This is a genomic window from Polaromonas sp. LjRoot131 (genome assembly GCF_964252805.1).
GTDB lineage: Bacteria > Pseudomonadota > Gammaproteobacteria > Burkholderiales > Burkholderiaceae_C > Polaromonas.
Map to the genome: position 1 here is coordinate 194796 of NZ_CAXUPF020000004.1, position 25882 is coordinate 220677.

The 25882-nt window shown below is 65.5% G+C and carries 25 protein-coding genes; 12 read left to right on the forward strand and 13 right to left on the reverse strand.

All coding sequences use genetic code 11. The features are described 5' to 3' along the window. The first annotated feature begins 33 nt into the window (after positions 1-33). From ACSQ27_RS18485 to ACSQ27_RS18495, 3 genes are all read left to right on the forward strand, one after another. A complete protein-coding gene (locus ACSQ27_RS18485; protein WP_436156944.1) occupies positions 34-1215 on the forward strand; it encodes an esterase-like activity of phytase family protein in 1182 nt (393 codons plus the stop codon). Positions 1216-1221: 6 nt separating this feature from the next. Next, positions 1222-2058, forward strand: a complete 837-nt coding sequence (proC, locus tag ACSQ27_RS18490; RefSeq protein WP_436156945.1) for a pyrroline-5-carboxylate reductase — start codon at positions 1222-1224, stop codon at positions 2056-2058. Between the two features lie 146 nt (positions 2059-2204). Continuing rightward, a complete protein-coding gene (locus ACSQ27_RS18495; protein WP_436156946.1) occupies positions 2205-2417 on the forward strand; it encodes a hypothetical protein in 213 nt (70 codons plus the stop codon). A gap of 70 nt (positions 2418-2487) precedes the next feature. On the opposite strand, the gene ubiA is transcribed toward ACSQ27_RS18495, so the two are convergent. The 4 genes from ubiA to recG all read right to left on the reverse strand — a co-directional run bounded on the left by ubiA (position 2488) and on the right by recG (position 7175). Beyond that, positions 2488-3351 carry a 4-hydroxybenzoate octaprenyltransferase gene (gene ubiA / locus ACSQ27_RS18500; RefSeq protein WP_436156947.1) on the reverse strand — a complete coding sequence of 288 codons (864 nt, stop codon included), beginning with the start codon at positions 3349-3351 and terminating at the stop codon, positions 2488-2490. 11 nt (positions 3352-3362) lie between these two features. After that, positions 3363-3875: a Dps family protein gene (locus tag ACSQ27_RS18505; RefSeq protein WP_436156948.1), complete on the reverse strand. Its 513-nt coding sequence runs from the start codon at positions 3873-3875 to the stop codon at positions 3363-3365. Positions 3876-3968: 93 nt separating this feature from the next. Then, complete coding sequence (locus tag ACSQ27_RS18510; RefSeq protein ID WP_436156949.1) at positions 3969-4967, reverse strand: LysR substrate-binding domain-containing protein; 999 nt, start codon at positions 4965-4967, stop codon at positions 3969-3971. 57 nt (positions 4968-5024) lie between these two features. Beyond that, positions 5025-7175: an ATP-dependent DNA helicase RecG gene (gene recG / locus ACSQ27_RS18515; RefSeq protein ID WP_436156950.1), complete on the reverse strand. Its 2151-nt coding sequence runs from the start codon at positions 7173-7175 to the stop codon at positions 5025-5027. 17 nt (positions 7176-7192) lie between these two features. Between recG and queA the strand changes: the two genes are divergently transcribed. The 6 genes from queA to ACSQ27_RS18545 are packed head-to-tail and all read left to right on the forward strand — an operon-like array spanning position 7193 to position 13801. Continuing rightward, a complete protein-coding gene (gene queA / locus ACSQ27_RS18520) occupies positions 7193-8245 on the forward strand; it encodes a tRNA preQ1(34) S-adenosylmethionine ribosyltransferase-isomerase QueA (protein WP_436156951.1) in 1053 nt (350 codons plus the stop codon). Positions 8246-8278: 33 nt separating this feature from the next. Beyond that, complete coding sequence (gene tgt / locus ACSQ27_RS18525) at positions 8279-9442, forward strand: tRNA guanosine(34) transglycosylase Tgt (RefSeq protein ID WP_436156952.1); 1164 nt, start codon at positions 8279-8281, stop codon at positions 9440-9442. After that, positions 9442-10671, forward strand: a complete 1230-nt coding sequence (locus ACSQ27_RS18530) for a glycosyltransferase family 9 protein (RefSeq protein WP_436156953.1) — start codon at positions 9442-9444, stop codon at positions 10669-10671. The genes tgt and ACSQ27_RS18530 overlap by 1 nt, the downstream gene beginning before the upstream one ends. Positions 10672-10684: 13 nt before the next feature. After that, entirely contained in the window at positions 10685-11218 is a 534-nt protein-coding gene (locus tag ACSQ27_RS18535; protein ID WP_436156954.1) for a GtrA family protein, read from the forward strand. After that, positions 11205-12968, forward strand: a complete 1764-nt coding sequence (locus ACSQ27_RS18540) for an ArnT family glycosyltransferase (protein WP_436156955.1) — start codon at positions 11205-11207, stop codon at positions 12966-12968. The genes ACSQ27_RS18535 and ACSQ27_RS18540 overlap by 14 nt, the downstream gene beginning before the upstream one ends. A 44-nt stretch (positions 12969-13012) precedes the next feature. Next, positions 13013-13801, forward strand: a complete 789-nt coding sequence (locus tag ACSQ27_RS18545; RefSeq protein WP_436156956.1) for a distant relative of cell wall-associated hydrolase — start codon at positions 13013-13015, stop codon at positions 13799-13801. On the opposite strand, the gene ACSQ27_RS18550 is transcribed toward ACSQ27_RS18545, so the two are convergent. After that, positions 13798-14271, reverse strand: coding sequence for a hypothetical protein (locus ACSQ27_RS18550; RefSeq protein ID WP_436156957.1), 474 nt, complete (start codon positions 14269-14271; stop codon positions 13798-13800). The genes ACSQ27_RS18545 and ACSQ27_RS18550 overlap by 4 nt on opposite strands. Before the next feature lie 226 nt (positions 14272-14497). Here ACSQ27_RS18550 and ACSQ27_RS18555 point away from each other — a divergent pair, with 226 nt between their 5' ends. After that, positions 14498-15499, forward strand: a complete 1002-nt coding sequence (locus ACSQ27_RS18555; protein WP_436156958.1) for an aldo/keto reductase — start codon at positions 14498-14500, stop codon at positions 15497-15499. A 7-nt stretch (positions 15500-15506) separates the two neighbouring features. On the opposite strand, the gene ACSQ27_RS18560 is transcribed toward ACSQ27_RS18555, so the two are convergent. The 6 genes from ACSQ27_RS18560 to ACSQ27_RS18585 all read right to left on the reverse strand — a co-directional run bounded on the left by ACSQ27_RS18560 (position 15507) and on the right by ACSQ27_RS18585 (position 21378). Continuing rightward, entirely contained in the window at positions 15507-16589 is a 1083-nt protein-coding gene (locus ACSQ27_RS18560; protein ID WP_436156959.1) for a serine endopeptidase, read from the reverse strand. Between the two features lie 37 nt (positions 16590-16626). After that, positions 16627-17430: a DUF2145 domain-containing protein gene (locus ACSQ27_RS18565; protein ID WP_436156960.1), complete on the reverse strand. Its 804-nt coding sequence runs from the start codon at positions 17428-17430 to the stop codon at positions 16627-16629. A 14-nt stretch (positions 17431-17444) separates the two neighbouring features. Continuing rightward, the gene (locus tag ACSQ27_RS18570; RefSeq protein WP_436156961.1) at positions 17445-17903 is read right to left on the reverse strand and encodes a hypothetical protein; all 459 of its coding nucleotides are present in this window, start codon (positions 17901-17903) and stop codon (positions 17445-17447) included. Positions 17904-17931: 28 nt separating this feature from the next. Then, positions 17932-18396 carry a YiaA/YiaB family inner membrane protein gene (locus tag ACSQ27_RS18575; RefSeq protein ID WP_436156962.1) on the reverse strand — a complete coding sequence of 155 codons (465 nt, stop codon included), beginning with the start codon at positions 18394-18396 and terminating at the stop codon, positions 17932-17934. 124 nt (positions 18397-18520) lie between these two features. Continuing rightward, the gene (locus ACSQ27_RS18580; RefSeq protein WP_436156963.1) at positions 18521-20470 is read right to left on the reverse strand and encodes an MFS transporter; all 1950 of its coding nucleotides are present in this window, start codon (positions 20468-20470) and stop codon (positions 18521-18523) included. After that, the gene (locus tag ACSQ27_RS18585) at positions 20467-21378 is read right to left on the reverse strand and encodes a hypothetical protein (protein WP_436156964.1); all 912 of its coding nucleotides are present in this window, start codon (positions 21376-21378) and stop codon (positions 20467-20469) included. The genes ACSQ27_RS18580 and ACSQ27_RS18585 overlap by 4 nt, the downstream gene beginning before the upstream one ends. A 120-nt stretch (positions 21379-21498) precedes the next feature. Between ACSQ27_RS18585 and ACSQ27_RS18590 the strand changes: the two genes are divergently transcribed. Then, a complete protein-coding gene (locus ACSQ27_RS18590) occupies positions 21499-22230 on the forward strand; it encodes a helix-turn-helix domain-containing protein (protein WP_436156965.1) in 732 nt (243 codons plus the stop codon). A gap of 225 nt (positions 22231-22455) precedes the next feature. Next, complete coding sequence (locus ACSQ27_RS18595) at positions 22456-23613, forward strand: hypothetical protein (protein ID WP_436156966.1); 1158 nt, start codon at positions 22456-22458, stop codon at positions 23611-23613. On the opposite strand, the gene ACSQ27_RS18600 is transcribed toward ACSQ27_RS18595, so the two are convergent. Both ACSQ27_RS18600 and ACSQ27_RS18605 read right to left on the reverse strand, forming a co-directional pair. Continuing rightward, positions 23610-24902 carry an FIST signal transduction protein gene (locus ACSQ27_RS18600; protein ID WP_436156967.1) on the reverse strand — a complete coding sequence of 431 codons (1293 nt, stop codon included), beginning with the start codon at positions 24900-24902 and terminating at the stop codon, positions 23610-23612. The genes ACSQ27_RS18595 and ACSQ27_RS18600 overlap by 4 nt on opposite strands. A 50-nt stretch (positions 24903-24952) precedes the next feature. Beyond that, complete coding sequence (locus ACSQ27_RS18605; protein ID WP_436156968.1) at positions 24953-25804, reverse strand: PhaM family polyhydroxyalkanoate granule multifunctional regulatory protein; 852 nt, start codon at positions 25802-25804, stop codon at positions 24953-24955. Between the last annotated feature and the right edge of the window lie 78 nt (positions 25805-25882).

Consider the following 25882-nt stretch of genomic DNA (forward strand, 5'->3'; position numbering starts at 1 on the left):
ATTCCCCACAGGCGCGGCCGCTAGACTGGCAGCATGAAACCTCCTGCCAACTCCGTCTCCAGGCGCCGCCTTGTCCTGGGTGCCGGAGCGGCCGCCGTGCTGGGCCTGGGCGGCTGGGCAGCGCAGCCTGTGTCCGCAGCGGCCCAGCCGGCCCGCACACGCCTGCGCCTGATTGGTGAGTCCCGCTTTGCGCACCGCCTGCAGTTCCAGGGCACCACGGTGGGCGGGCTCTCGGGCATTGACTACGACGCCGCCAACGACCGGTATTACCTGGTCAGCGACGATGGCTCCAACATCAACCCCGCGCGGTTTTACACCGCACGCATCGCACTGGATATGAACGGCCTGGGCCCTGCGGAATTGCTGGGCGTCACCGCCCTGCGCCCGGCCGATGACGGCACGTACGCGGCAACCTTGCGGGGCGTCCAGGCTCCCGACCCGGAGGCGATTCGCTGGCGCCCCGGCAGCCAGACCTTGCTGTGGACCAGCGAGGGGCATGCCCTGACGGGCGTAGCGCCGGAGCTGTGCGAAAGCCGGCTTGACGGCACCCTGGTTCGCAGCTTCACGCTGCCGGCCATGTTTGATTTTCATCTCACCCGGGGACCGCGCATCAATCTGAACCTGGAGGGCCTGGCCTTGAGCCTGGACGGCAACCGGGCCTGGATCGCCATGGAAAACGCCATGCGCCAGGACGGCCCGCCACCGACCGTACAGGCCGCCGGCGGGCCGTGCCGCTTCACCCAGCTGGACTTGGCCAGCGGGCAGATCCTGCGGCAAATAGCCTACATGCCCGACGCCATTCCGCGCGCACCTGTCGCGCCGGCCACCCAGGCCGACAACGGCGTCGTGGAAATCCTGATGCTCGATGCCGACCGCATGCTGGTGCTGGAGCGGGCTTACATGGCCGGCTGGGGCCCGCAAGCGGGTAACTCGCTGCGCCTGTACCTCATCGACACACGGCAGGGTTCCGACACCCTGGCAACACCCGTCCTGCGGGCGGGCGCGTATCGCGCGGTGGACAAAACACTGATCGCCGACTTCTCGGCCTTCACCGGCCCGGGGCCCGGCCGCCGGCTGGAGCGCCTGGACAATACGGAAGGCCTGGCCTGGGGCCCGGTGCTGCCCAACGGAAACCGCAGCCTGGTCTTCATTAGCGACGACAATTTCAGTTCCCGGCAAATCAGCCAGTGGCTGGCCTTTGAATTTTTGGACTGACAACGCATGACTTCCACTTCCCGCGCAAACACCGAACACATCGCCTTCGTAGGCGGCGGCAACATGGCCAGCGCCATCATCGGCGGCCTGATCAAGCAGGGCCTGCCCGCCGGCCAGATCCAGGTGGCCGAACCTTTCGCCGAGCAGCGCGCCAAACTCACGCAGCAGTTCGGTGTACAGGTCCACGAAGGCCCGGGCGCCTGGCTGGCCGGCGCCGGCCTGGTCGTCTGGGCCGTCAAGCCGCAGGTCTTCAAGGACGCGGCCCTGCAAACGCGCTTTCACACCAAAACCGCGCTGCACCTGAGCGTGGCGGCCGGCGTGCGCTCAAGCAGCATCGCGCACTGGCTGGGCACCGAGCGCGTGGTGCGCGCCATGCCCAACACGCCGGCGCTGGTCGGCAAGGGCATGACGGCCCTGTTCGCGCGCGAGGCCGCCACCGGCGCCGACAGGCTGGCGATTGAAAAAGTGCTCAAACCCACGGGCGCCACCCTGTGGCTGGCCGAAGAAGCCCAGCTCGACGCGGTGACCGCGCTGTCCGGCTCGGGCCCGGCCTATGTGTTTTATTTCATCGAGGCCATGATCGAAGCCGGCACCGATATGGGCCTGCCCCCCGAGCAGGCGAGGCAGCTCGCGATCGGCACGTTTGTGGGTGCGTCCGCGCTGGCGCAGGCCTCGGACGAACCGCCGCAAGAGCTGCGCGCGCGGGTCACCTCCAAAGGCGGCACCACTTACGCTGCGCTGACATCCATGGAGCAGGACCGTGTCAAGATGCAGTTCATGCGCGCCATCCACGCCGCGCGGCAGCGCGCCGCCGAACTGGGCGACGAATTCGGCGGTGCCTGAGCGCTGCTCGCCCCCCCCCAAGCGGCGTCAACCGCCCGGCCCGGGCGAACGTTGAACACGGGCGTACGTGCAGCTTGTCTTGATCCACACTGTGGGACACCCCGGCGGCATCCGCTTTACAACTTTTCCAACATCCGGAGCTTCACATGAACAAACTTCTGTCCACCCTCATCAGCGCAGCCGTCCTCGCCATGCCCCTGGCCGTGATTTCCACGTCCGCATCGGCCCAAGCCGCCGCTCCCGCCGCCGCCCCGTCGGCAGCTCCCGCAGCAGCTCCTGAGAAAAAGGCCGCCGCTCCCGCCAAGGCAAAGGCCAAGAAGACCAAGCGCAAGGCAAAGGCCAAAAAAGCCGCCGTCTGATCAGCCCCCGCTGACGCAAAAAAGCCCGCTTCCAGCGGGCTTTTTTATGGGCGCCTTCCGGACTTGCGGCTCAGCGGCCCAGATAAGACAGCGCGATGCCCGCAAACACCGCAAAACCCAGCCAGTGGTTGATGCGAAAAGCCTTGAAGCAATCCTCACGCTCGCGCTTGCGGATCAGCCAGCCGTGCCACAGGGCCTGCAACAAGGCCGCAGCCATGGCGATCCAATAAACGGGCGACTGCCCCACCGCGTCCAACAGGGCCCAGGCCCAGATCGTCAGGTAGGCCAGGTAGCAGAACATCACCGCCGCCACGTCAAAACGGCCCAGCGTGATGGCCGAGGTTTTCATGCCTATCTTGAGGTCGTCGTCGCGGTCCACCATGGCGTATTCGGTGTCGTAAGCCACCACCCAGAACAGGTTGCCCAGCAGCAGCACCCAGGCCAGCAGCGGCACGCGCGACTGCACGGCGGCAAAAGCCATGGGAATGCCAAAACTGAAAGCCACGCCCAGCACCGCCTGCGGCATGGACACATAGCGTTTGGCAAAAGGGTAGGCCAGCGCGATCGCCAGCGCGGCAAACGACCAGGCGATGGTGGCGATATTCGTGGTCAGCACCAGGCCGAAGGCCAGCATCGCCAGCACCGCGCCGACGAAAAGCGCCTCGCGCACCGAGACCGCACCGCTGGTGACCGGCCGCTGGGCCGTGCGCTTGACGTGGCGGTCAAAGTCCCGGTCGGCCACGTCGTTGACGCAGCAGCCCGCGCTGCGCATCAGGATGGTTCCCAGCGTGAATACCCCGATCAGGTGCCAGCCCGGAAAGCCGTGCGAAGCCACCCACAGCGCCGACAGCGTGGGCCACAGCAGCAGCAGCCAGCCCGCCGGGCGGTTCCAGCGGATCAGCTGCAGGTAGAGGTCGAGTTTTTGCCTTAACAAGCCGGGGACACTTACTCTTCGAGCAAGGAGCGCAACATCCAGGCTGTCTGTTCGTGCACCGTCAGTCGCTGCGTCAGCAAATCAGCCGTCGGCTCATCGCTGGCCTTGTCGGCCAGGGGGAACAGTTCGCGTGCGGTGCGCGCCACGGCTTCATGGCCTTGCACCAGGATGCGCACCATTTCCAGCGCCTTGGGCGGCACCACCGGCACGTCGGGAATCGAGGCCAGCTTGCTGAACTGCGCATAAGAGCCCGGCGCGGGATGGCCCAGCGAGCGGATGCGTTCGGCGACCGGGTCGACCGCGGCCCAGAGTTCGGTGTACTGCGTCATGAACATCAGGTGCAGCGTGTTGAACATGGGACCCGTCACGTTCCAGTGGAAGTTGTGGGTGGTCAGGTACAGCGTATAGGTGTCGGCCAGCAGACGGCTCAGGCCCTTGGCGATCGCCGCGCGGTCTTTTTCACTGATGCCGATGTTGATGGAAGGTGCGGCTTTGCCATTGGGTTTGGCGGAAGACTTGGCCATGGTGTTTCCTTTTTTTAAAAATTCAGGGACAACTTTAACGAAATCGGGATGATGGCCGCAACAGCCGCCATCTATACCCGTCATAGACGGGATTCAAGACAGGCGGATGACGCCGGGCAGTTCGCAGGCGTAGATGGCATTGCGCAGCGCGGCAATGGCCTCATAGCGCGTGAAACTGCGCCGCCAGGCCAGCACCACGCGCCGGCTCGGCACCTCGCCGTCGAAGGGCAGGTATTTGATGAAAGAGGGCTGCTCGGCCGGCACACCGTTGCGGGGGGCGGCGGCCTTTCCCTTGGCGGTTTTTTTGGCGGGAGCCGGTTCCAGCAGCGCTTCCTTGGGCACACCCAGTCGCGGCACCAGCGTGATGCCCATGCCGGCCGCCACCATGTGTTTGATGGTTTCCAGCGACGAGCCTTCAAAACTCTTGCGTATGCCCTCGGTGCTGCTGGAAAAGCGCGCGAACTCGGGGCAGACCTCGAGCACATGATCGCGAAAACAGTGGCCGGTGCCCAGCAGCAGCATGGTTTCCTTCTTGAGTTCCTCGGCCGTCACGCCCTTGAGCGCGGCCAGCGGGTGCCCGCTGGGCACGGCCGCCATGAAGGGCTCGTCATACAAGGGCGCAATCGCCAGGTTGGCATCGGGAAAGGGCTCGGCCAGGATGGCGCAGTCGATTTCGCCGGTGCGCAGCTCTTCGAGCAGCTTGACGGTGAAGTTTTCCTGCAGCATCAGCGGCATCTGCGGCGTTTTCGCGATGGCCTGGCGCACCAGGTCGGGCAGCAAATAGGGCCCAATCGTGTAAATGACGCCCAGGCGCAGCGGGCCGGCCAGCGGATCCTTGCCGCGCTTGGCGATTTCGCGGATGTTGTCGGCCTGCTCGAGCACGCTCTGGGCCTGGCGCACGATCTCCTCGCCCAGCGGCGTGACCGTGATTTCATTGGCGTTGCGCTCGAAGAGCTTGACCTGCAGCTCTTCTTCCAGCTTCTTGATGGCCACGCTGAGCGTGGGCTGCGAAACGTGGCAGGCATCGGCACCCTTGCCGAAATGCTTTTCCCGGGCCACGGCGACGATGTATTTGAGTTCGGTCAGCGTCATGGGCTTATTGTGCTGCTTTTCTCAATCGCCGTGCCGCGCAATGGCGCCCAGGCCCTCTCAGGCCTTCAGGTACTCGGCTTTGCCGCCCAGCCAGCGCAGGATATGCCGGTGTGCGAGATCCGCATGCCGGTCCAGCATGGCGGGCGCCAGGCCGCGCGCCCAGGCCAGCAGTTCGGTATCCGTCGCCAGGTCGGCAAACCGCAGCAAAGGGGCGCCCGATTGCCGCGCGCCCAGGAATTCACCCGGCCCGCGGATCTCGAGGTCGCGCCGGGCGATCTCGAAGCCGTCATTGGTCTGCGCCATGGCCTTGAGGCGCTCGCGCGCCATCTCGCCAAGCCGGGGCGCATCGCCCGTGGAATACAGCAGCACGCAGGCCGAAGCCGCCGCCCCGCGCCCGACCCGGCCGCGCAGCTGGTGCAGCTGGCTCAGGCCGAAACGCTCGGCGTGTTCGATCACCATCAGCGAGGCATTGGGCACGTCCACACCGACCTCGATCACCGTGGTGCTGACCAGCACGCCCATGACCCCGCCGGTGAACAGTGCCATCACCGCTTTTTTTTCAGCCAGCGGCATGCGCGAATGCAGCAGGCCCACCATCACGCCGGGCAAGGCTGCGCTCAGCGCTTCGTGGGTCTGGGTCGCGTTGACCAGGTCGACCGACTCGCTTTCTTCGATCAGCGGGCAGACCCAGTAGATCTGCCGCCCTTCGGCGAGCTGGCCGCGTATGCGCGTGATCACCTCGTCGCGCCGCGCATCGCTGACCACCTTGGTCACGATAGGCGTGCGGCCGGGCGGCAACTCATCGATGGTGGAGACGTCGAGGTCCGCGTAATAGCTCATGGCCAGGGTGCGCGGAATCGGCGTCGCGGTCATCATGAGCATATGAGGCTCTTCGCCGCCTTCGGTCATTTTGCTGCGCAGGGCCAGGCGCTGCGCCACGCCGAAGCGGTGCTGCTCGTCGATGATGGCCAGGGCGAGGTTTTTGAACCTGACCTTGTCCTGGATCACGGCGTGCGTACCCACCACCAGGCCCGCGTCACCGCTTTCGATCATCGCCAGCATCTCGCGCCGCTCCTTGGCCTTCTGGCTGCCGGTCAGCCAGGCGGTCTTGATGCCCATAGGCTCCAGCCAGCCGATCAGCTTGCGGAAATGCTGTTCGGCCAGGATTTCGGTGGGCGCCATCAATGCGCACTGCCAGCCCGCGTCCATGCAGCGGGCCGCGGCCAGCGCCGCCACCACGGTCTTGCCGGCGCCCACGTCGCCCTGCAGCAGGCGGTGCATGGGGATGTTTTTTTTCAGGTCGGCTTCAATTTCGGCGCACACGCGCTGCTGCGCGGCGGTGAGCCGGAAGGGCAGGCGCTCCAGCAGCTGCTCCTCCAGCGTGCATTGCGGGCCTCGCATGGCCGGGCCCGCGAGCGCCGGCGCGCGCATGGCCGCGCGTATGCGCCTGGCCTGCAGCTGCGACAGCTGCTGAGCCAGCAATTCCTCGGCTTTCAGGCGCTGCCAGGCCGGGTGGCTGCGGTCTTCCAGCGTGGCAAGCGACACGTCCGGCGTCGGGTGGTGCAGGAACTGCAGCGCCTCGCGCAAGCTCCACAGGAGTTGCGGCAGGCTTTTGCCCAGCACCTCCCCGGGGAGGGTCTCACGCAGGTCGGCGCGGAACAGCCCGCTGAGCACCGCCTTGCGCAGATAGTTCTGCGGCAGGCCGGCCACGGTGGGGTAGACCGGCGTCAGCGCGCCCGGCAGGTCGCCTTCGGCCAGCCTGAAACTCGGGTGGATCATTTCGCGGCCGGCAAAACCGCCGCGTATCTCGCCGCGCACGCGCACGCGCGCGCCCACGCTGAGCGTCTTCTGGTGGGCCGGGTAGAAATTGATAAAGCGCAGCACGCAGGTGTCGCTGCCGTCGTCCACCGTCACCCTGAGTTGCCGGCGCGGGCGGAATGCGATATCGCTGTGCGTCACCACGCCCTCGATCTGCACCAGGTCGCCGTCGCGGGCGTCGGCCAGGCGCACGATGCGGGTTTCATCTTCGTAGCGCAGGGGCAGATGCAGGGCCAGGTCGATGTCGCGGCGCAAGCCCAGTTTTTCGAGGGCTTTCTGGGCCGGAGATTTGGCCGGGGCTTTTTCAGCTTTGGCCTGCGGCGCGGCCTGCTCCCCGGCCGGGGCCTCTGGCGGGGCGGTTTTGCGAGCGGAAGCACCGGATGGCGACATGGGACAATTGTGCCTTCATGAAGAAGACCCATTTCAGCCTCAGCGATTTTGATTTCACGCTGCCCGAAGAACTCATAGCCCAACACCCCGCCGCCCAGCGCAGCGCCTCGCGGCTGCTTGACGGCCGCGAAAGCCCGCCGGTGGACCGGCGTTTCACCGAACTGCCCGGCCTGCTGCTGCCCGGCGACCTGCTGGTCTTCAATGACACCAAGGTCGTCAAGGCCCGCCTCTTCGGCCAGAAAGCCAGCGGCGGCAAGCTGGAGCTGCTGATAGAGCGGGTGCTGTCCCCGCATGCGGACCAAGGCCATGAAGTCGCCGCCCACATGAAGGTCAGCAAAAAGCCCCTGCCGGGCGCGGTGCTGCAGATGGAAGGCGGCTTTACCGCCACCTTGCTGGGCCGCTGGCCCGAGGAACACGGCCCGCTGTACCGCTTTCGCCTGAGCAGCGATCCTTATGCCCTGATGGCGCAGCACGGCCACGTGCCGCTGCCGCCCTACATCACCCATACGGATTCCGCCGACGACGAGCAGCGCTACCAGACCGTGTTCGCCAAAAACCCCGGCGCCGTGGCGGCGCCCACGGCCGCGCTGCATTTTGACGAGGCCGTGCTGGCCGGGCTGGAGGCGCGCGGCGTCCAGCGCGCCAGCGTGACCCTGCACGTGGGCGCGGGCACCTTCCAGCCCGTCAAGGCCGAGAACATCGCCGACCACACCATGCACTTTGAGCGCTTTGAAGTGCCCCCGGCGACGCGAGAGGCCATCGCCGCCTGCAAGGCGCGCGGCGGCCGCGTGGTGGCCGTGGGCACGACCACGGTCCGCGCGCTGGAGTCACAGGCCAAATTCGGCCCCGCGTGCAATGACACCAACATCTTCATCACGCCGGGCTTTGAGTTCGCCGTGGTCGACCTGCTGCTGACCAACTTCCACCTGCCCAAAAGCACCTTGATGATGCTGGTCAGCGCGTTTTCGGGCTACGAGCACATCATGGCGCTGTACCGGCATGCAATCGCCCAGCGCTACCGCTTTTTCAGCTATGGCGACGCCATGCTGCTGGTGCGAAAACCCCTCTAATGTCCCGTTAATTACACCTGCGACAATCGCACGATGCTCGAATTTGAAGTTCTGAAGACCGACACCAGCCCGGACGACAAGGCCGGCGCCTACCTCGGTTCCTACGCCCGCCGCGGCAAGCTGACGCTGAATCACGGCGTGGTGCAAACCCCCATCTTCATGCCCGTGGGCACCTATGGCACGGTCAAGGGCGTGATGCCGCAGTCGCTGCACGACATGGGCGCGCAAATCATCCTGGGCAATACCTTTCACCTGTGGATGCGGCCCGGCCTGGATGTGATGCAGCAGTTCGGCGGCCTGCACAAGTTTGAAAGCTGGAACAAGCCCATCCTGACCGACAGCGGCGGCTTTCAGGTCTGGTCGCTCGGCGAGATGCGCAAGATTTCCGAGGAAGGCGTGAAGTTCGCCTCGCCCGTCAACGGCGACAAGCTGTTCCTGACGCCCGAGATCTCCATGCAGATCCAGACCGTGCTCAACAGCGACATCGTGATGCAGTTCGACGAATGCACGCCTTACGACACCAAGGGCCACATCACCACCGAAGGCGAAGCGCGCAGCTCCATGGAGCTGAGCCTGCGCTGGGCCAGCCGCTGCATCGCCGAGTTCAACACGCTGGAGAACCCCAACGCGCTGTTCGGCATCGTGCAGGGCGGCATGTTTGAAAACCTGCGCCAGGAATCGCTGGAGGCCCTGGTCGAACTCGACCTGCCGGGCTACGCCATAGGCGGCGTCAGCGTGGGCGAGCCCAAGGAAGAGATGCAGCGCATCATGGCGCACACGCCGCACCGCCTGCCGGCGCACAAGCCGCGCTACCTGATGGGCGTGGGCACGCCCGAAGACCTGGTCGAGGGCGTGGCCGCCGGCGTCGACATGTTCGACTGCGTGATGCCGACCCGCAATGCGCGCAACGGCCACATGTTCACGCGCTTCGGCGACCTGAAGATCCGCAACGCGCGCTACAAGACCGAAGACCAGCCGGTGGACGCGACCTGCGGCTGCTACACCTGCAAAAACTTCTCGCGCGCCTATATGCACCACCTGGACCGCTGCGGCGAAATGCTGGGCCCCATGCTGTCCAGCATCCACAACCTGCACTACTACCTGAACCTGATGCAGGAAGTGCGTGACGCGCTGGATGCCGGCCGCTTCGGCGAGTTCACGGCGCAGTTCCGCGCCGACCGGCAACGGGGCGTCTGATGAACATCAACCTGCAACGCTGGATAGACCGCTGGGCCGGCATTCCGCTGTGCGCGGCGGTCTCGGCCGTGGACGCCGTGGCGCGGCGCTTTCGCAAGAATTCCGACGCCGCGCCGCGCGCCATCGTGGTGATTTTGCTGTCGGAGATGGGCAGCCTGGTGCTGGCCCACGAGATGTTCGCACGGCTCAAGCAGCGCTACCCCGATGCGCCGCTGCATGCCCTGCTGTTCGGCAAGAACCGCGAAATCCTTGACCTCATGCAGGTGGTGGACCCGGCCAATGTGCACACGGTGGACGACAAATCGCTGGGCGGCCTGCTCTCCAGCCTGTGGAAGGCGATCGGCGAGCTGCGCCGCGCGCACGTCGACGTGGCCATCGACTGCGAGCTGTTCTCGCGCATCAGCAGCCTGCTGTCTTACGCCAGCGGCGCGCGCATCCGCGTGGGTTTCCACCGCCACACGCAGGAAGGCCTGTACCGCGGCTCGCACATCAACCGGCCCGTGCCCTACAACCCCTATCACCATATCAGCGCGCAGTTCCTGACGCTGGCGCGCGCGATTGATTCGACCGCCGTGCCCAAGTCCAAACTGCCGGCCAACCTTACGGCCGCTACCGCCAAGCCACCGCCGCACGTGCGGCTGGACCCGTCGCTGGTGCCCGGCATTGAGGCCCGCCTCTCCCAGGACTTCCCCGCGATTGCCGGCAAGCCCTTGGTGCTGGTCTACCCGGGCGGCGGCATTTTGCCGATACGCGCCTGGCCTCTGGATTCCTATACCGCGCTGTGCCAGGGCCTGGTGGCCGACGGCTGCGCCGTGGCCGTGATCGGCCTCAAGGACGACCAGGCGCTGGCGCGGCAGCTGGTGGCCAATGTGCAGGCGGCTTTCCCGGCCGGCCCCGTCATAGACCTGACGGGCTACACGCGCTCGATTTCCGAGCTGCTGGCGCTGTTCCATGTGGCGCGCCTGCTGGTCACCAACGACGGCGGGCCGGGCCAGTTCGCGGCGCTCACGCCGATCTGGACGCTGATGCTGTTCGGCCCCGAAACCCCGGGCCTGTACGCGCCGCTCACGCCGCAGTGCCACTCCTTCTATAGCCAGTGGCCCTGCTCGCCCTGCCTGACCGCCTACAACCACCGCTCGTCCTACTGCGACGGCGACAACCAGTGCCTCAAAGTGATCGCACCGGACACCGTTTTGGCCAAGGCGCGCGAGTGCCTGGCAGCCCCCTGACCCACACCCCCTGATGCCCACACTCCGATCCTTTGCCGAGGCCGTGATCCGGCGCCTGCCCGAACGCCTTCAGCCCATGGTGCGCTGGCGCTTCATCAAGTTCGGCGCGGTGGGCGCCAGCGGCACGGTGGTCAACGTCGCGGTGCTGTATCTCGCGCAGGAGTTTTTGTTCAACTGGATCGCGGATTTCCATGACCGGCTCAACTACTCCATCGCCTTGGCGATCACCGTCGCCACCATCAGCAACTTCTACTGGAACCGGCGCCTGACCTGGCGCGACCGCAAGCACGAAGTCCACCATTCGGCGCTGTTCCTGTTTTCCAAGTACGTGATGGCCGCCGGCCTGGCCATCGTGCTGCAGTCGCTTCTGACCAAGTGGCTGGCCCTGCACATGCACTACCTGCTGGCCAACGTGCTGGCCATCGTGCTGTCCAGCGTCTGCAATTTTGTGGCCAACGACCGCATGACTTTCCGCCGCCGCCGCGCCAAAATCGAGGCCGATGCCGCCGCGCACCCACCGCCCAACGACGTCCATGACAAGCCCTGAGCCCCTGAAAACACGCCTTCCCGCCCACCGCATCTGGATAGGGTTGGCCATCCTGGTCGCCCTGGGCTACCTGTTCGGCCTGGGCGGCGACCACATCCCGCGCAACGGCGACGAGCTGGTCTACGCCCACATTGCGCGGCTGACCGCAGAAACCGGTAAATGGCTGCCGCTGGTCAGTTCCTACGACTTCATGCGCAACACCAAGCCGCCCGTGCTGTTCTGGCAGGCCATGGTGGCCGGCGGCTGGGGCGAGCACTGGACGCTGCTCAATCTGCGCCTGCCCAGCATTGCCTACACCTGGGGCATCGCCCTGATGACGGCGCTGCTGGCCTGGAAGACCGTCCAGGGCGAAACCGCACCGGCCGACCGCCGCCGCCACGCGCTGGCCATGGGCGCCATCGCGGCCATCGTCTACCTGTCCTTCTTCAGCACCTACCGCTACGGCCGGCCCTACCTGACCAGCGCCCCCGAAACTTTCTGGCTGTTCGGTGTGTTGTTCGCGATTGCCTGGTCGCCGGCAAAGCTGCTGGCCTCGCGCTGGGCGTTTCCGCTGCTGGCGGGCATTGCCATCGGCATAGGCTGCCTTTACAAGTCCTTCGTCATGGTGGTGCCGGTCGGCTTTGCGCTGGCGCTGTGTTACCAGGTGCTGGGCGCGCGCAAGGCGCCGTGGGAGGTTTTCCGGCGCGGCGTCGTAATCGACGGGGTGAAGGTGGTCGCCATCTGCTTGCTGGCCTTGGCGATTTTCGGCCTGTGGTTTGCCATAGACCCTCAGCCGGGTGAGGTCTGGCGCGAATTCGTCGTCGGCGAGAACGCCGGCAAGATGAATTCATCAAAAGGTTACTTCGCCATCGCCTTCAGCGGCAGCAGCGGCATCCTGACCATTCTCACGGGCTACTACTCCAACGCGCTGTTTCTGCTGCCCGTCGCGGTCGGCTGCACCTGGGCGGCATGGAAAGCCTGGCGCCAGCGCAAAGGCACAGGCCAGTCCATCAGTGATACCGAAAAAGCCCTGTGGATCTGGCTGCTGGCCTTCGCGTTGGTGTTCATGGTGCCCACGCAGCGTTCCACGCGCTACCTGATTCCCGCCATGCCGGCGCTGGCCGTGCTGATCGCGCTGTATTGGGAGCGCATCGCGCGCATCTGGTTCAGCCTGACCCTGGCGATCTGCCTCATAGGTGCGCTGGCCATGGGCCTGATCGGCTACGGCGGCGTGCGCGCCACGCAGGATGCCTGGCTGTTCTCGCCGCTGTACTGGATTTTCCTGGGCGTGCTGGCTGCCGCCTGCGTCGCGGGCATGGCCAAGCCCGGCTGGACGCGTCCCGTCGCCGCGCTCAGCAGTTTTGCGGTGCTGTTCGCGCTGGCCTGGGTCACCGCACCGTTCAACGGCGACATGGGCCGCTTCCGTGCGGAAACCGGCGCACTGCTCAAAGGCCAGGCCGTCTCGGTGCCCAGCAATTTCAACGGGCATTTCGAGCGCTACGAGTTCATCATCCCCGGCGCCAAAATTGTTCCCTACTTCGCCGCACAGCCGGTGGACTACCAGGACGTGGACGCGCTCTTCAAGAACACGCGCTACGCTCTGGTGCAGCGCCGCGCCGGGCAAAAGCCCTGCGAGCAATGCCGTGTCATCGACGAGCGCTGGGACCTGCGCTCGCGCCAGGACGAAAAAGAAGGTACGCTCGGCGCGTTCAAATCGCCCGAGACCTTCTGGTACGCCAAAGAGTACCTGGTTGAGCGGGCCGCGCCGTAATCCATTCCTGATCTCACCCCTGCAACTTCACTGAGGAAACACCCATGCCCCGACTCCAGAGACTTGCAGGGGCATTGGCCCTGGTGGCCATGCTGGCGCTGGGCGGCTGCGCCACGGCCATCAAGCCGCATGAAACCAGCGGCGCACCCACGCTGGGTTTCCAGAACATGGCGCTCAATCCCGGCAATGGCGGGGAACTGGTCGCCGCCGACGCGCTGCTGCCGGGCGACATTATCCTCACGGCCGAAAACGGCCTGAATTCCGTCGGTATCCGCCTGATCACCCTCTCACCCGTGAGCCATGCAGCGGTCTACATGGGCAACCGGCAGATCGCCGAAGCCGTAGGATCGGGCATACGCATTCGCAGCGTGAATGCCCTGCTGGAAGACGAGGCGACGGTGGTGGCCTTTCGCCACCCCGACCTCACGGCCGGGCAGGCCGTCAAGATCAACACCTTTGTGGCCAGCCACGAAGGCAAGAAATACAACTACGTCGGTGTGATGCTGCAGGCCCCGTTCGCGCTGGAGCGGCGCCTGTGCGAGTTGCCGCTGGTGCCGTCCATGGTGCGGGACTTCTGCATACGCGGCATCGCGGCCGTGCAGCTGGGCCTGGGGCGCAACGACCAGTTCTTCTGCTCCCAGTTCATCCTGGAAGCCTACCGCAGCGCGGGCCTGCCGCTCACCGACGCCGACCCGCGCCTGATCAATCCCGGCGACCTGCTGCACATGCGGGAGGGCGACGTGCCCTCCATCATGATTCACAAGCCGCTACGGTATGTGGGCCACCTCAAGGCCGCTCCGCAGGTGGTGGCCTCGGAGCAGCTGGAGCGTTAACCGCCCACGTGCATGGTGAACTGCGCGCCGTTGGACAGCTTGCACTGCCCGGTGCCCAGGGTGGACGAATTCATCTGGTAGCGGCAGCTGATGTAGTTGCCGCGGTTGCCGGTTCCGTTGGCGACGCCTTCGCGTACGGGTGAACCCGCGATGCGCGTAGCCTCCCCGGTAAAGCTCTCGCCATTGATGTTGGTGCTGAAGGTGCCGCGCCCGTTCATGTCGTTGGTCACCACCGCGCCCACCATGCCGTAGCTTCGGGCCAGGTCGTTGGCCGGGTACAGCCGCGCCGCAAAAGTCGTGCTGGCCGGCATGGCCGGCGTGACGTAGACCGTGGAGGAGACCGGCGGATGGCCGGGCTGGACCGGCACGACGTAGCAGCCCGTCAAGGCCGTGGCGCCCAGCACCGCGGCGGCCAGAGCCGTGCGGCGCGTGAAGCGTGACAAAAGGAACAGGGAAGAATTGATCTTCATAGATAACCCGAAGGCCCAAGCACATGCTTGTGGCGGCAGTGTGTGGCGATGGACCCAAAAGGTTGCATTAAAAGACACAAGATCAAATTACAGATACAAAAAGCATCAAATTAAGATACTTCATCGAAATTTTCCGAGGCTGGCCGCCGGCGAATAGCCGAGGCACAGCGTAAAAATCCAGGCTCAGGCACCATCAGAACTTCCTTCCCTCCGCGCAAAGATCACCATGCAATACCGCCGCCTCGGAAACAGCAACCTCAAAGTCTCCGTCCTGTGCCTGGGCACCATGATGTTCGGCAAGCAGACGCCATTTGAGGACGCGGCGCGCATCGTGGCTTCGGCCCGTGAGCACGGGCTCAACTTCATCGACACCGCCGACGTCTACAACCAGGGGCAGTCCGAGAAAGACGTGGGCAAGCTGCTGGCCGGCCAGCGGCAGCACTGGGTGCTGGCCAGCAAGCTGGGCAACGCGGTCAGCGAGAACGTCAACGAGAGCCATTACTCGCGCCGCTGGCTGATCCAGCAGACCGACGCCATCCTGGCACGCCTGCAGACCGACTACCTGGACATCCTCTACCTGCACCGCGACTACCACGAGGAAAACCTCGAGGAAGCGGTGTGCGCGCTCGGTGATTTGATACGCGCGGGCAAGCTGCGCAGCTTTGGGCTGTCCAACTTCCGCGGCTGGCGCATTGCCGAGGTGGTGCGCTTGTGCAAGGAACTGGGCGTGCCGCAACCCGCCGTGTGCCAGCCTTATTACAACCTGCTGAACCGTGGGCCGGAAGTCGAGATCCTGCCGGCCTGCGGCCACTACGGCCTTGGCGTCGTGCCCTACAGCCCGCTGGCGCGCGGCGTACTCACCGGCAAATACCCGCCCGGCCAGCCGCCGGCCGAAGGCACGCGCGCCGGCAGCGGCGACAAGCGCATCCTGGAGACCGAGTTCCGCGAAGAGTCCCTGGTGATCGCGCAAAAAATCAAGGCACGCTGCGAAGCCAAAGGCCAGGTCCCCGGCCAGTTCGCCGCCGCGTGGGTGCTGGCCAACCCGCTGGTCAGCTCAGTCATCGTCGGGCCGCGCACACTGCCGCATCTGGAAGACGTCTACGGCGCGGTGGACCTGGTGCTGGACAAGGAAGACGAGGCCTTTGTCAACGAGCTGGTGGTGCCCGGCCACGCATCCAGCCACGGCTACAACGACCCGGGCTACCCCTTCTTCGGCCGCCCACTTTAGTCGGCGATCAGAGCGTCGGCGCGTCGTCGGCGCTGGTCTGCGGCAGCCTGAGTTTTTTATCGGCAATGGTGCCGCAGGCATGGCAGAACTTGGCAAAGGCGCTCTTGCGCGTCGTGCACTTGAAGCAGTGGTCAAACAGGCCTATACCGCAGTGCGGGCAGAAATCGATCCCGGTGTTCTTGAGGTCCACCGCCCGCTCGCAACCCGGACACACGCTTTTTGAGAGGCGCGTGAGGGCCGTGTCGTAGCTCAGTTCCTCTCGGCGCTGCGCGTCGGGCAGTTGCTCGGCGAGTTTCTGTTTTGCCAGGTAGCGATTCAGCGCGATGATGGCCTGCCGGCCCACCAGCGCGGTGATGACGATGCCGACGATGTAACGCACATAGCCGCCATAGCTGGGCAGGTAGGGCACCAGTTCTACAAAGAAGGCGAACAAGGCGAAGAAGATAAAGCCCCAGACAAATGGCCAATAGGTGCTTTTGCGTTTTTTCGCGAACAACCGGCCGGCCGCGACCAGCAACGGAAGCGTCAAGGCCAGGCGGTACAAAAAGACGCGCAGTTCCACGCGCCGGTATTCGGCGTTGAGCAGCACTTGCGCGGCCTCCTCCATCTCCCTGAGCTTGCGGCGCTCGCGCGCCGCGCCCTGGCGCGCATCGAGCGCGGCCTGCTGCTGGGCCTCGACGGCGACGCCGGCCGCGCGTTCACGGTCTTTGAGCGCATCCAGTGCCCGCGTGCGCGACAGCAGTTCCGGGTTCTGGTCGGCCAGCTGCGTGGCCTGCCGTGTCGACAGCCAGTTGTTAAAGGTTTCGCGTGCCGCGGCCGAGTCGGCCTGCGCCACCCGGCGCTTGAGCTGGGCCTGCTCGAGCGCCGTCTGGGCATCCTGCCCGGCGCGATCGGCAGCCTTGATGGTATTGCGCAGCGCAGTGCTGGCATTCGCATCCATGTAGTCGTCGAGCGAAAGCTGCTTCTCGACCTTGGGCAGGTCGCCCACCACGGTGCCGCCCAGCCCTATCAGGAAACCGGCGAACACAAAGGCCACCAGCCAGAGGCCGCGGTGCATCCATTTTTCCGTCAATCGCAAGGTATTGGCCATGCTTATCTCCGTTTGGTGAGAGTGGCGAGCGAGTGGATCACAGCTTGACGACCGTCACGGGCTTGCCGTCCGTCATGCGGGCACGCTGCAGCCAGTCAAACACCGAGTCCACCGTGACGGTTTCGATGCGGTCGGAAAAGCGCTTGCTGTCGGGGTGGTCGTCAAAGGCAACGTTCGCGGCCGTCATGCGGCCGCCCAGCCGGGTCAAGGGGCCGAGCTTGAGCGCCGTGGGCTCGTAGCCCTTGAACTGCAGCCAGGCCTGGGCTTTTTCGCGTGTCGTCACGCCGGGCTCCGCGGCGGCGGCCAGGGTTTCAATGGCCCACTGGTTGGACTGCTGGTATTTGCGGCCCCAGGCATAACTCACGATGCTGTAGGGCTTGTGGTGCATGGCCGTGAGCCGGGCCGGGTCCTGCAACAGCGCCAGCAGCTGGGTCTGGGCTTGCGGCGAGGGCGCGACCCAGGCCGCCTCGAAGCGCCACAGGTCGTCAAGAAAGAACTCGCCCAGCCCTTGGCGGTAGATCGCCGATTCGCTGGTGCCGCAGCTGTTGAGCTTGTGCACCACGCGCCAGGTCATGCCGCCCTGCCCGTCGGGCAACTGGTAGGCCAGCCCCAGGTGCGAATAGCGCAGGCCGTATTTGCTGAGGTCTTGCCCAGCCCGTGCCAGCAGCACGACTTTCTCGCCGCTGGCGTTCAGCGAGGCCAGCGTCTTTTCGGCCAGCACCATGGCGCGTTCGACGGTCTGCGGCGTGGTCTTGCGCACTTCGCAGGAACGGCCGGCATGGGCGGCCGGCGCCGCGCCCAGAACGGCTGCCGCCAGCAGCAAGGGTAAAAAGATTTTCATGGGATGGCTCCGGCTTATTGCGTCAGGCGTTCGTTGTGCAACAAGGCGCGGCCCAAGGCGTTGGGAATAAAGGCAATCGCCTCCCCGGCCGCCGACAGCACCACACCCGCGCCCACCACGCTGACCACCACCACCGTCCCGGCGATCATGGACACACCGGCCACACCCCTGCCTACCACCTCGATGCTGGCGCGGGCACCATCGGAAGCGCGCTCCAGCACATACAGGGTTCCGCGGGCCGTGCTTTCCACGGCCTTGACCACCAGCACCGTGCCCGCCGTGGACAGCACGACCGGAATGGCCACTACGGCGCCCGCGGCGGCGCTGGCACCGACCACGACGGAGGCCACCGGCAAGGCCGAGACGGCACTCAGGGCCGAGGCTTCGGACTGGGCCTGTGCGTTGAACGAAGCAGCGGCTCCCGCCAGGGTGAGGCTGGCGGCGATCACATATGCGGCAAATCGGTTTTTCATGATGACTCCTTGTTGGGGGGCGCTGTGTTTATTCATTGGCCGCATGGCTGCGGGCGGCGCGGCCCAGGCGGGCTTCGCTGAGGTCGGCCTCATGGCGGTCGCGCAGGGTCTTGGCCAGCGTGAAGCTGCAGGTGATCAGGTAAAGCCAGCTCACGCCCAGGAAAGCCTTGTAGGTTTCGTTGATCTCCATGCGCCACAGGCCCCAGCCCGTCAGCGACATGGCCAGGAAGAAGCCGCCCCATACCACCAACTTGAACATGGGCGTGTCGGCCAGCTTGCCTTCAGCCTTGCTTTGCTCCTGGTCGCGCACATACTTGGCCAGCACAAAGGCCGCTGACAGGCAGAAGAAATACCCCATGACCATGAAGGCGCGGTCCAGGTCCTTGCCGGGCAGCCACGACAGGCCCACGGCGCAGAGGAAAACGGCGATCAGGAAAGAAATCCAGACCTGCAATTGCCAGGGTTTGGAGTCACGGTGTATCAGCGTCTGCATAGAAAACCTTGCGGTTGTTGAGGAGGCCCTAATGTGCGGCCGCCCCAACCCGAACCTATACAGATAGCGATACAGTTCCCTTCAAATGGCCATCAAGCATCGAAATTCGATACTTTTTAGCACTTCAGGCCTCCATCAGGGCGGCGACGCGCGCGCGCAGGGCGTCGGGTTGCACCTCGGCCGGCGCGAGGGCGGTGCCGGCATTCAAGCCCACGCGGTTGAAGATCCCGCGCCGGAAGGGCTTGGCCATGGCCGTGCCTTTTTCAACGCGGCTGAAGAAGGAACCCCAGAGATTGGTCAGCGCCATGGGCACGACCGGTACCTGCAGCCCGTCGCGTTCGGCGTTTTCGAGGATCTTCATGATGCCGCCCTTGAAGGCCTGGAGTTCACCGTTTTTGGTGATGCCGCCTTCCGGGAAGATGGCCAGCAGGTCGCCGTCGCGCAGCACCTTGGCGGCCGCCTCGAAAGCCGCTTCGTACAGCGCCGGGTCTTCGGTGCGCGGTGCGATCGGAATGGCCTTGGCCAGGCGAAACAGCCAACCCAGCACCGGCATCTTGAAGATGCGGTGGTCCATCACGAAGTAGATGGGGCGCGGGCTGGCGGCCATCAGCAGCACCGGGTCGACAAAACTCACGTGGTTGCAGGTCAGCACGGCAGCGCCCTGCGCCGGGATGTTGTCGTCACCGGTGATCTTGAAGCGGTAGACCAGGCGCGAGGCGATCAGCGCGATGAAGCGCAGCAGGTACTCGGGCACCAGCATGAAGATGTAGAAGGCCACCACGGCGTTGGCCAGGCCCACAAACAGGAAAATCTGCGGGATGCTGAAGCCGGCCTTGAGCAAGCCGCCGGCCAGGATGGCGCTGACGATCATGAACAGCGCGTTGAGAATGTTATTGGCCGCGATGATGCGGGCCCGGTGCGTGGGCTGGCTGCGCAGCTGGATCAAGGCATACATGGGCACGCTGTACAGGCCCGCGAACAGGCTCAGCAGCGCGAGGTCTATCATCACGCGCCAGTGCGCATGCTGCGACATGAATTCGCCAATGCTCATGATGGCCACGGCGGGCAGGCCGCGCGAAGCGAAATACAGGTCCACCGCGAACACGCTCATGCCGATGGCACCCACCGGCACCAGGCCGATCTCCACGTGGCGCTTGCTGAGCACCTCGCAGAGCAGCGATCCGGTGGCGATGCCGATGGAGAACACCACCAGCAGCAGGGACGCGACCTGTTCGTTGCCGTGCAGCACTTCCTTGGCGAAGCTCGGGAACTGGCTCAGGAACACGGCGCCGAAAAACCACATCCAGCTGATGCCCAGCATGGAGCGGAACACCACCACGTTGTCGCTGGCGAGCCTGAGGTTGCGCCAGGTTTCCGTCACCGGGTTCCAGTTGATCTTGAGGCCGGGGTCGGTCGCCGGCGTGAGCGGGATGAACTGCGAGACCAGCCGGCCGACCAGCGCTAAAGCCACGCAGGCAATCGCCACATAGTCGGGCCCGACCTGGGGCACGGCCACCATCAGCCCGCCCACGACCTGGCCCAGCAGGATGGCCACAAAAGTGCCCATCTCGACCATGCCGTTGCCGCCCGTCAGCTCACGCTCGTTGAGCGCCTGCGGCAGGTAGGCGAACTTGACCGGGCCGAAGATGGTGGAGTGCAGCCCCATCAGGAAGGTGCAGCCCAGCAGCACCGGCACCTGGACGTTGGCGTTGTCGCTCATGAAGCCGACGGCCGCGATCAGCATGATCACCACTTCGAGGTTTTTGACGAAACGGATCACGCGCGTTTTTTCAAACTTGTCGGTGAGCTGGCCGCTGGTGGCCGAGAACAGCAGAAACGGCAGGATGAACAGCGCGCCTATGGCCAGCCCGGCCAGCGCGGGCGGCAGCCAGCTCACGCTGAGCTGGTAGGTCACCATCACGGTGAAGGCAAACTTGAAGAGGTTGTCGTTGGCCGCGCCGGAGAACTGCGTCCAGAAAAAAGGCGCGAAGCGGCGCTGCTTGAGCAGCGCGAACTGGTTCGGGTGCCCCTGCACAGGCGGTGGCGACACCGGTATGGCCCTATCAACACTCATGCTTGACTCCTCGTTTCGGTGGTTGTGCGGCGGGCTGCGCGCCTAAGCGACGGACCCGCTCTGTTTCTGGACGGTGCACTGGATTCTGCCTTGCTTTCGCGCGCGGCCAGCAGAGCCGTGACCACAGGCCAGGCGGCGAAGGCGGCCACCATGTGTTTGAGGCTGTGGCCCGACACCAGCTGGCCCGTCCATTCATAGACCGCGTGATCGCCCAGTTCCAGCAGCTTGGCCAGCGTATAGATCGCGATCAGCAGCGCCCAGCGGACGGGCAGCTCCCCTGCCTGGGCAGGCCGCAGGCAGGCAAAACCCACGATGAGCAGCATGCCGCCGCCCTGCAACACGGCCCAGGGCAGCATATTGCCGGTCAGCGACCAGGCATACACCGAGAGCGGTCCCAGTACCAGCACGGCGCTGGCCAGCGCCATGCCGGCGCGTGTGCTGACGGCCCGTATAGCCGCCAGGCCCAGCACACCGGCAAACGCCAGCACCATGCCGCCGCGGTCCCAGGCCAGGCCGGCGTCGCCGGGCTGCAGGTGGTAGGCCGCGGACACCGCCGCCGTCACCCACAGGCCGCCAAAAAATATGCCGGCCATGGCCGCAGCCGCGGCGCTGACGGCCCCTTCACGCACAGCCCGCAACAGCACCCAAACGCCGGCCATGCCCCACAGCGCGAAGGGCAGGTTGCTGAGGACGTCCATCGCGTGCGGCAGCCAGCCCCAGCTGCGCTGGTCGGCAAAGGCGTGGTAATGCGCGGATTGCGCCACCGCAGGCCCCAGCAGCGCAGCGGCCAGCAGCAGAAAGAAGACGCCGGTGAGCGCGCATTCGCGGCGCCAGACTAAGGCGGCCGGCCGCGCGTGCCAGGGAAGCGGCTCAACCCGGCGGTGAAACGTGGAGGGGGTGGTCTGCATGCTGAAGCTCCTTGTCTATCTATATGGGTGAGCGCACTGTGCGGGCGGGAAAGGTCCAAAGGCATCAAAATTCAATGCGGTGGCCCCAATCTGGACTGGAAGTACCCATAATCGATACCCATGAGCACCACCGCCGACCTCGTCACCGTCCTCAAAAAAGAACTCAAGGCCGCGCGCATGACCTATGCCGACCTGGCCGCCAAGCTGGGCATGGCCGAGTCCAGCGTCAAGCGCATGCTGGCCAAGGGGGACATGCCGCTGTCGCGCATCGACGCGATCTGCCGCGCCCTCAAGCTGGACTTTGCCGACCTCGCCAGGCGCATTGCCGACACGCAGCCGCTGCTGGCCGAGCTGGGCGAGGCGCAGGAAAAAGCCGTGGTGGCCGACAAAAAGCTGCTGCTGACCGCCATCTGCGTGCTCTCGCAATGGACGCTGGAGCAGATCACCAGCACCTACCGGTTGACCGAGGTCGAGTGCATCAAGTACCTGGCGCAACTGGACCGCATCGGCATCATCGAACTCAAGCCCCTGAACCGCTACCGGCTCAAGTTGGCCAAGACCTTCCGCTGGCGCCCGCACGGCGCGGTGATGGATTACTTCCGCGAAAACGCCTTGCTCGACTATTTCGCCGGTGGCTTCGATGGCGCCGGCGAAGGCATGCTGCTGGTGCATGGCGCCATCAGCCGCGGCCTGGCGCCCTCTTTCCTGGAACGCATGCAGCGCGTGGCTCAGGACTTCGCGCAACAACACCAGACCGACCAGAAGCTGGGCGACAAGGACCGGGAGGGCTTCACCCTGTTGCTGGCCATGCGCAGCTGGGAATTTGAGGCTTTTGCCGCGCTCCGTCGATAGCACCCCCGTCCAGGCTCACTGCGTGTAGCCTGTTCCCCCCTCAAGGGGGCGGGCGCCTGCGGTCTGGCAAAGCCAGTCCCGCGGCCCCCACTTGCATCTTCGTGCGCGGGACAATTGCATGCAATTACATTAGCTAGCTAAGCAAATATCGTGTTTACTGCTAATATTCGGCGATGCAAAGTCTGAAACAAGGCTTCCGTGCATGCAATTTACCTCGGACCTGCGATGACACATACCCCCACCTATGTCGGCCTGCCCGTCCCCGTGGCTGCCAACCTGACCGACACCAAGTACTTTTTCCAGGCGCTGGACAACTTCTCGCGCGTGATGGCGATACGCCCGGGGGACCGGGTGCTGATGCTGGCGGACCCCTTGCTTGACCCGCGAGTGATCGACGCGGTGATCGGCATCGCCAAGTCGCGCGGCGCCGAGGTGCGTATCTATATGGAGCCCAGCACGCAGGTGACGGCCGTGCCCGAAGAAGTGCATGCCATGCTGAAGAAGGCCACTTTTGTCGTCTCGACCTGGTTCTGCTCCATCCTGGATCCGCTGTGCATCAACCTGCGCCGCGGCGGCCAGCGCTGGGTCAAGATCACCTACTTCCGCAATCTTGATCTGCTGCACACGCCGCAGGCGCGTTTCCCGGTCGACCTCATCGGCGAGATCATTCGCGGCACGGCCGCCCGCTACCCGACCGAAGGTGGCTTCGACCTGCGCTTCACCGACCCGCGCGGCAGCGACTTCCGCATCAGCTTCACGCAGGAAATGCGCGCCAACCAGCTGGCCACCAACCGCTGGCGCGGCCAGATGACGGCCGAGGAAGACGGCTGTTATGTGCACTACCTGCCGACGCACGGCCCCAACCTCTGGGACCACAACTCGGTCAAGAACGACTTCAAGGCCGTGGTGCCCATGGCCGGCGTGCTGTACCCGCAGTGGGCGGTCGGTTTTGCAAAGCCCTTCGAGGAAAAAATCGCCGTGCATTTTGAGGGCGACACGATTTCCTCGGTCGACGGCATCTCGGAAGAAGCCCAGATCCTGCGCGAGATGCTGGTGGGCGGCCGCATGATTGAAGGCGGCGGCTGCGGCTTCAACCCCAAGGCGCCACGCCACACGGTCTACCCGGCCGGCTCCAACGCGCCCGGCGCGCTGCACTTCGGCATAGACCTGGCCCAGCCCAGCGACTACATACGCCGCGTGATGCCCGACTGGGAGGAGCCGCCGGTGCACATGGACCTGATCACGCTGGACGCGACGGTCACCGCCGGCGAACAGATCCTGATCAAGGACGGCTTTTTGTGCGCGCTGCGCGACCCGTCGGTGGTGGCGCTGGCAGCCCGCTACGGTGACCCGATCGAGTTGCTGGAAGCGCAGGTTCTCTAGGCCGGCGCAGTAAACACCGTCAACACGCCGGTATAGCCATAAAGGTGGTGGCGCGCGATTTCGCCGCCGGCAAAAAACCCCACCAAGGGCACATCGCCCAGCGCGCGCCGCACGATCTGCATCTCGGCGCTGGGCGCGCCGAAGTGCGGCCCGCCGCGGCCTGAGCAGCTTACGTACACCGCGCCGGCGATGCGGCGCGCGGCATGCGGGGCCGATTCGGCTTCCGATGCGCTCAAGGCGCTGGCGACTTCCAGCGTGACTTCCTCCGGCTCCAGCTCTTCGCGGATTTCGGCGCAGACGCGGACCAGGTCGGCGCGCGCGGCTTCCATATTGCGTTCGCAGAAAGCCAGCTTCATGCCCACGGCCGGCACCTCGGCGATCGCGATGCCGCGGCGCGCCGGGTCCAGCCCTATCAGGTGGCGCACCCGTACCTCGGCACCGAACTGGCCCGCACGGCGGCTGGGGGCATGAACTGCGGCGTCATCGGGAATGTCTGCAGGCCGGCTCAGGCCGACCAGCGTGGTGCGCACCTTGGCCAGGGCCTCGCGCGGCTGGTCCAGCGACACATCGAGGTCCGCCAGCATGACATCCAGGGCCGGCTTGCCGTCCAGCCCGGTCACCACATTGGACTCGCAGGCGGTGATTTCATGGTCCGCCGACACCGGCCGGCAGCCCTGGGTGATACGCGACATCAGGGCCGCGCCCCGGCCGAAAGCCACGCCGCTCAGGCCGCCGCTGAACACCCCGCCGGCAGCCCCCTGTCCCTTGACGTTGCCGTGCCCGCTGAGCGCGAACTGCAGCGTGCCGGAGCGGCTGGAAGCCAGGCCGCCGAACACATAACCGCTGTCGGTGCGCTCGGCCATCTCGGCGATCAGCTCGGCGACATCGGTCGTGCCGGCATCGGCATGCACCAGCGCGGTGTGCGCCTTGAAGCGCCCGCTGCTGGCCGGCGGCAGCGGCGAGACGCCGGAAAACACCCGGTACTGGTCGTGCGGCAATTCGCAGAGCATCACCGTGAGGGCCGGTTCGTCGAAATACTCGACGTTGTTGGAGGCGATGCCCACACCCACCGTGCCGCTCCAGTCGGTGACGTCGGGCAGCTCGGCGCTCAGGTGGTCGAGGATGTCCTGCGCATGGGGCGCGTAGTGGTCGGTGATGTAGAGCAGCGCCAGCGTGGGCGACTTGGCATAGCCGGGCAGCGCCAGGTAGGCGCGCAGCTGCGCGAGCACCAGGCCGGCCGCCATCTGCCATTGCGGATGGGTGGCGTGGCCGTAGGGGAAAAGCTTCATGGGATTCCGGTGAAAAAGTCGATGGGAGCCTGATCGAAGGTGGGGAAACGTCAGCGCGAGGTTTTGCGCGCGGCCTTGCGCGCCGGCGCCTTGGCCTTGGGTTTCGTTTTGGCGGCGGGCTTGGCGGCGGTTTTTCCGGCGGCCGGCGTGGGCCAGCCCTGGCTGCTGCGCAGCGCCGTGTTCATGGCCGCGCGCGCGCCGCCCGCCACGGTCTTGCCCGCCGTTTCGGCCATGTTGCGAGCCATGCCCGTCGCCATGCCGGTCGCAGTTTTCATAGCGTCCTTGGCCAGGCCCGTGGCCAGACTCTTGGTGGTGTCCATGGCGGTCTTCTTGGCCGCATCCTTCATCGCGTCGGTGGCGATCGCCTGGAATTGCTGGGTCAGCGCGCCCCACCACTGCATGGGGTCGACCACGCCGGCCGGGGCGGCGGCGGGCGTCTTGGCCTTACTGGCCGTGGACTTGGCGGCGGGCTTGCCCGTCCCAAAGCTCGTGGGCGGCACTTCCAGTCCCGAAAACGTCCTGGCCTTGTCGGCCACGCGCTGCACACCGCCGGCCACGCTGTCGGCAACCTTGAGCTTGAAGGCATTGGCCACGTCGCCCATGTTGAAGTTCATGCCCTTGAGCGTGGCCAGCGTCATCTTCTGCACTTCCAGCGCCTGGATGGTGGCCTTGAGCGCCGTGGCGTTCTGGTCCAGCCAGAACTGCACGGCCTTGAGCTCCTCGATGCGTTTGTCGAGCTCCTCGACATTGAGCGTGGGCGCCACCCAGTTGCCGAGGTTGGGCAGCTGCGGGATGCTCTGCGTGGCGCTGCCGGCCGCCTGCTTGGCCAGGTTCTGCAGGAAATCAAAGCCGGGCACCAGCTTGCCGAAACCGGGGAAAGAAGAATTGTCTGCGTCACTCATGAATGTCTCCTGGCATGTTGTGCGTGATTGCGGCTAAGCGGGGCGGCTGGACGGCCCGGCTCGCGTCTTCATTGTGCA

Bases quoted from the DNA above. Each gene is read 5' to 3' on its own strand.
- ACSQ27_RS18485 (WP_436156944.1), top strand. From the start codon at position 34: ATGAAACCTCCTGCCAACTCCGTCTCCAGGCGCCGCCTTGTCCTGGGT.
- proC (WP_436156945.1), top strand. From the start codon at position 1,222: ATGACTTCCACTTCCCGCGCAAACACCGAACACATCGCCTTCGTAGGC.
- ACSQ27_RS18495 (WP_436156946.1), top strand. From the start codon at position 2,205: ATGAACAAACTTCTGTCCACCCTCATCAGCGCAGCCGTCCTCGCCATG.
- ACSQ27_RS18505 (WP_436156948.1), bottom strand. From the start codon at position 3,875: ATGGCCAAGTCTTCCGCCAAACCCAATGGCAAAGCCGCACCTTCCATC.
- ACSQ27_RS18510 (WP_436156949.1), bottom strand. From the start codon at position 4,967: ATGACGCTGACCGAACTCAAATACATCGTCGCCGTGGCCCGGGAAAAG.
- recG (WP_436156950.1), bottom strand. From the start codon at position 7,175: ATGTCGCCATCCGGTGCTTCCGCTCGCAAAACCGCCCCGCCAGAGGCC.
- queA (WP_436156951.1), top strand. From the start codon at position 7,193: ATGAAGAAGACCCATTTCAGCCTCAGCGATTTTGATTTCACGCTGCCC.
- tgt (WP_436156952.1), top strand. From the start codon at position 8,279: ATGCTCGAATTTGAAGTTCTGAAGACCGACACCAGCCCGGACGACAAG.
- ACSQ27_RS18530 (WP_436156953.1), top strand. From the start codon at position 9,442: ATGAACATCAACCTGCAACGCTGGATAGACCGCTGGGCCGGCATTCCG.
- ACSQ27_RS18535 (WP_436156954.1), top strand. From the start codon at position 10,685: ATGCCCACACTCCGATCCTTTGCCGAGGCCGTGATCCGGCGCCTGCCC.
- ACSQ27_RS18540 (WP_436156955.1), top strand. From the start codon at position 11,205: ATGACAAGCCCTGAGCCCCTGAAAACACGCCTTCCCGCCCACCGCATC.
- ACSQ27_RS18545 (WP_436156956.1), top strand. From the start codon at position 13,013: ATGCCCCGACTCCAGAGACTTGCAGGGGCATTGGCCCTGGTGGCCATG.
- ACSQ27_RS18550 (WP_436156957.1), bottom strand. From the start codon at position 14,271: ATGAAGATCAATTCTTCCCTGTTCCTTTTGTCACGCTTCACGCGCCGC.
- ACSQ27_RS18555 (WP_436156958.1), top strand. From the start codon at position 14,498: ATGCAATACCGCCGCCTCGGAAACAGCAACCTCAAAGTCTCCGTCCTG.
- ACSQ27_RS18560 (WP_436156959.1), bottom strand. From the start codon at position 16,589: ATGGCCAATACCTTGCGATTGACGGAAAAATGGATGCACCGCGGCCTC.
- ACSQ27_RS18565 (WP_436156960.1), bottom strand. From the start codon at position 17,430: ATGAAAATCTTTTTACCCTTGCTGCTGGCGGCAGCCGTTCTGGGCGCG.
- ACSQ27_RS18570 (WP_436156961.1), bottom strand. From the start codon at position 17,903: ATGAAAAACCGATTTGCCGCATATGTGATCGCCGCCAGCCTCACCCTG.
- ACSQ27_RS18575 (WP_436156962.1), bottom strand. From the start codon at position 18,396: ATGCAGACGCTGATACACCGTGACTCCAAACCCTGGCAATTGCAGGTC.
- ACSQ27_RS18580 (WP_436156963.1), bottom strand. From the start codon at position 20,470: ATGAGTGTTGATAGGGCCATACCGGTGTCGCCACCGCCTGTGCAGGGG.
- ACSQ27_RS18585 (WP_436156964.1), bottom strand. From the start codon at position 21,378: ATGCAGACCACCCCCTCCACGTTTCACCGCCGGGTTGAGCCGCTTCCC.
- ACSQ27_RS18590 (WP_436156965.1), top strand. From the start codon at position 21,499: ATGAGCACCACCGCCGACCTCGTCACCGTCCTCAAAAAAGAACTCAAG.
- ACSQ27_RS18595 (WP_436156966.1), top strand. From the start codon at position 22,456: ATGACACATACCCCCACCTATGTCGGCCTGCCCGTCCCCGTGGCTGCC.
- ACSQ27_RS18600 (WP_436156967.1), bottom strand. From the start codon at position 24,902: ATGAAGCTTTTCCCCTACGGCCACGCCACCCATCCGCAATGGCAGATG.
- ACSQ27_RS18605 (WP_436156968.1), bottom strand. From the start codon at position 25,804: ATGAGTGACGCAGACAATTCTTCTTTCCCCGGTTTCGGCAAGCTGGTG.